The organism is Stenotrophomonas sp. CFBP 13724, from assembly GCF_014841975.1.
Lineage (GTDB): Bacteria > Pseudomonadota > Gammaproteobacteria > Xanthomonadales > Xanthomonadaceae > Stenotrophomonas > Stenotrophomonas lacuserhaii.
This window is the reverse complement of sequence record NZ_JACYUW010000009.1, coordinates 1-3480: the sequence shown is the minus strand read 5'-3', so window position 1 is coordinate 3480 and position 3480 is coordinate 1. Positions and strand designations below refer to the sequence as shown.

Here is a 3480-nt window from a genome sequence, read left to right as displayed (position 1 = left end):
GGGTCTGTAGCTCAGGTGGTTAGAGCGCACCCCTGATAAGGGTGAGGTCGGTAGTTCGAGTCTACCCAGACCCACCATTCTCTGAATGACAAAGCATACTTACTAATTTATATGGATCGGCACTGTGGCCGGTACATGTTCTTTTAAAACTTGTGACGTAGCGAGCGTTTGAGATATCTATCTTGACGTGTCGTGAGGCTAAGGCGGAAGACTTGAATGTCTTCTTATTAATTGAGTCGTTATATTTCGTATCTGGGCTTTGTACCCCCAGGTCATATATGTAACCCAAGGCAACTTGCGGTTATATGGTCAAGCGAATAAGCGCACACGGTGGATGCCTTGGCGGTCAGAGGCGATGAAGGACGTGGCAGCCTGCGAAAAGTATCGGGGAGCTGGCAACAAGCTTTGATCCGGTAATGTCCGAATGGGGAAACCCACCCGCTTGCGGGTATCCTGCAGTGAATACATAGCTGCTGGAAGCGAACCTGGTGAACTGAAATATCTAAGTAACCAGAGGAAAAGAAATCAACCGAGATTCCGTAAGTAGCGACGAGCGAACGCGGACTAGCCCTTAAGCTGATTTGGTTCTAGGAAAACAGTCTGGAAAGACTGGCCATAGAAGGTGATAGCCCTGTATCTGAAAGGGCCATTTCAGTGAAGACGAGTAGGGCGGGGCACGTGAAACCCTGTCTGAACATGGGGGGACCATCCTCCAAGGCTAAATACTACTGACCGACCGATAGTGAACCAGTACCGTGAGGGAAAGGCGAAAAGAACCCCGGAGAGGGGAGTGAAATAGATCCTGAAACCGTGTGCGTACAAGCAGTAGGAGCTCCGCAAGGAGTGACTGCGTACCTTTTGTATAATGGGTCAGCGACTTACTGTTCGTGGCAAGCTTAACCGTATAGGGGAGGCGAAGGGAAACCGAGTCTGATAAGGGCGCATAGTCGCGGGCAGTAGACCCGAAACCGGGTGATCTAGTCATGGCCAGGGTGAAGGTGCCGTAACAGGTACTGGAGGCCCGAACCCACGTCTGTTGCAAAAGACGGGGATGAGCTGTGATTAGGAGTGAAAAGCTAATCGAACCCGGAGATAGCTGGTTCTCCTCGAAAGCTATTTAGGTAGCGCCTCATATGTATCCTCTCGGGGGTAGAGCACTGTTATGGCTAGGGGGTCATCGCGACTTACCAAACCATTGCAAACTCCGAATACCGAGACGGACTGTATGGGAGACACACGGCGGGTGCTAACGTCCGTCGTGAAAAGGGAAACAACCCAGACCCACAGCTAAGGTCCCAAATTCACTGCTAAGTGGAAAACCATGTGGAAAGGCACAGACAGCCAGGAGGTTGGCTTAGAAGCAGCCACCCTTTAAAGAAAGCGTAATAGCTCACTGGTCGAGTCGGTCTGCGGGGAAGATTTAACGGGGCTAAGCAGTGAACCGAAGCTTGGGGTGTGCATATTTATATGTACGCGGTAGAGGAGCGTTCCGTAAGCCGTTGAAGGTGGATTGAGAAGTCTGCTGGAGGTATCGGAAGTGCGAATGCTGACATGAGTAACGATAATGCGGGTGAAAAACCCGCACGCCGAAAGCCCAAGGTTTCCTTGCGCAACGTTAATCGGCGCAGGGTGAGTCGGCCCCTAAGGCGAGGACGAAAGTCGTAGTCGATGGGAAGCAGGTTAATATTCCTGCACCTCGCGTAAGTGCGATGGAGGGACGGAGAAGGTTAGGCGTACCAGGCGTTGGTTGTCCTGGGGAAAGGCGGTAGGTTTGGATCTTTGGCAAATCCGGGATCCTTCAAGACCGAGCACCGAGACGAGCCTTTAAGGCGAAGTCGCTGATACCACGCTTCCAGGAAAAGCTCCTAAGCTTCAGCTTACGCAGACCGTACCGTAAACCGACACAGGTGGGTAGGATGAGAATTCTCAGGCGCTTGAGAGAACTCGGGTGAAGGAACTAGGCAACATGGCACCGTAACTTCGGGAGAAGGTGCACCCTTTTTGGTGGCTCATGCGAGCTATAGCTGAAGAGGGTCGCAGTAACCAGGCCGCTGCGACTGTTTATCAAAAACACAGCACTCTGCAAACACGAAAGTGGACGTATAGGGTGTGACGCCTGCCCGGTGCTGGAAGGTTAATTGATGGGGTCAGCCGCAAGGCGAAGCTCTTGATCGAAGCCCCAGTAAACGGCGGCCGTAACTATAACGGTCCTAAGGTAGCGAAATTCCTTGTCGGGTAAGTTCCGACCTGCACGAATGGCGTAACGACAGCGGCGCTGTCTCCACCCGAGACTCAGTGAAATTGAAATCGCTGTGAAGATGCAGCGTTCCCGTGGCAAGACGGAAAGACCCCGTGAACCTTTACTATAGCTTTACACTGAACGTTGAGTTCGTCTGTGTAGGATAGGTGGGAGGCTATGAAACTGTGGCGCTAGCTGCAGTGGAGCCAACCTTGAAATACCACCCTGTCGTGCTTGACGTTCTAACCTAGGTCCATAATCTGGATCGGGGACCGTGTATGGTGGGTAGTTTGACTGGGGCGGTCTCCTCCTAAAGAGTAACGGAGGAGCTCGAAGGTACGCTCAGCGCGGTCGGACATCGCGCACTGTGTGCAAAGGCATAAGCGTGCTTGACTGCAAGATCGACGGATCAAGCAGGTAGGAAACTAGGACTTAGTGATCCGGTGGTTCTGTATGGAAGGGCCATCGCTCAACGGATAAAAGGTACTCCGGGGATAACAGGCTGATACCGCCCAAGAGTTCATATCGACGGCGGTGTTTGGCACCTCGATGTCGGCTCATCACATCCTGGGGCTGTAGTCGGTCCCAAGGGTATGGCTGTTCGCCATTTAAAGTGGTACGCGAGCTGGGTTCAGAACGTCGTGAGACAGTTCGGTCCCTATCTGCCATGGGCGTTGGAGATTTGAGAGGGGCTGCTCCTAGTACGAGAGGACCGGAGTGGACGAACCTCTGGTGTTCCGGTTGTCACGCCAGTGGCATTGCCGGGTAGCTATGTTCGGAAGCGATAACCGCTGAAAGCATCTAAGCGGGAAGCGCGCCTCAAGATGAGATCTCCCGGGGCACAAGCCCCCTGAAGGAACCATATAGACTATGTGGTTGATAGGTCAGGTGTGTAAGTACAGCAATGTATTGAGCTAACTGATACTAATGATCCGTGCGGCTTGACCATATAACCTCAAGTTGCCTTGGCCGACATGACATGTCGATAGATCCAAGTGCACGCTACGTCACAAGACCAAACGAGAGGCAGGCGCCCAGGCGCGTCTCTTTGTAAAGCCAGCACACTCGTGCCCGCTCCCTGCAAAGACACGCTCTGCGGCGACACTCCAAAAGCCTCCCTGGTGAAATTAGCGCTGTGGAACCACCCGATCCCATCCCGAACTCGGAAGTGAAACGCAGCTGCGCCGATGGTAGTGTGGCTCAAGCCATGCGAGAGTAGGTCATCGCCAGGGTTTATACCC

1 tRNA gene and 2 rRNA genes are annotated in these 3480 nt (G+C 53.0%); all 3 read left to right on the top strand.

Annotated features, from left to right (window positions below):
- Positions 1-77 (top strand) — tRNA-Ile (locus tag IFT63_RS17445).
- 230 nt (positions 78-307) lie between these two features.
- Positions 308-3188: ribosomal RNA gene (locus tag IFT63_RS17440) — 23S ribosomal RNA — on the top strand.
- Between the two features lie 168 nt (positions 3189-3356).
- Positions 3357-3471, top strand: a 5S ribosomal RNA gene (gene rrf, locus IFT63_RS17435).
- Positions 3472-3480 lie beyond the last annotated feature (9 nt).